1 protein-coding gene is annotated in these 745 nt (G+C 57.2%); it reads right to left on the bottom strand.

All coding sequences use genetic code 11. The annotated features are described in order from the left end of the window. Nucleotides 1-56: 56 nt before the first annotated feature. On the bottom strand, nucleotides 57-745 hold a 689-nt coding region (locus B7449_RS16750), incomplete at its 5' end, for an IS630 family transposase (RefSeq protein ID WP_408734934.1).

The raw sequence follows: 745 nt of genomic DNA on the forward strand, positions 1-745 counted from the left end.
TGTTTTCCGTTTTGAGAAGCGTTTTGCTCATTTGAGTGCTCTAGAGCGGTTCCACTTTAGTCTGGTTCATATCCAGCGGCTGTAAAGAAGCTGGCGCATTCACTGTATGTGAAAGCCGGAAGCAGCGCGCCGACGGTATCCCACAGAGCACGGACAGTCCGTTCGGCTCTGGCGCGCAGCAAGGCCTTGAGTTTTGAGAAGGTCATCTCGATGGGATTGAAGTCCGGGCTGTATGGCGGAAGGAACATCAGTTCCGCCCCTGCCTGCTCAATGACCTTCTGTATTGCAGAAAGCTTATGCGCCGGAAGATTGTCCAACACGACGATATTGCCCGGCTTCAGTGTCGGGATAAGAACCCGTTCGACGTAGACCTGAAAGATTGTGCCGTTCATGGGACCATCATGTACGAAGGGCACGGTCAGGCCTGTCAGACGTAGCCCACCGGTGAAGGTCGTGGTTTTCCAGTGGCCGTGCGGCACACCGGCGCGGCAGCGTTCCCCGCGCAAGGCACGCCCGCGCAAACGGGCCAGTTTCGTTGAGAGGCTGGTTTCGTCAATGAACACCAGTCGCTGCGGATCGAGATCGGGCTGGAGAGCGAACCACTCCTGCCGTCGCTTCAAGACGTCTTCACGCTCCTGCTCCAGTGCATGAGCGGTCTTTTTTGAATGTCCGGCCGTGCTGCCGCAGCCAGCGGTTGAGCAGTAAGCTCCCGGCGACTGACGCCTTGCTGAATATTTCTGGTCTG

It is taken from the genome of Komagataeibacter intermedius TF2 (genome assembly GCF_000964425.1).
Lineage (GTDB): Bacteria > Pseudomonadota > Alphaproteobacteria > Acetobacterales > Acetobacteraceae > Komagataeibacter > Komagataeibacter intermedius.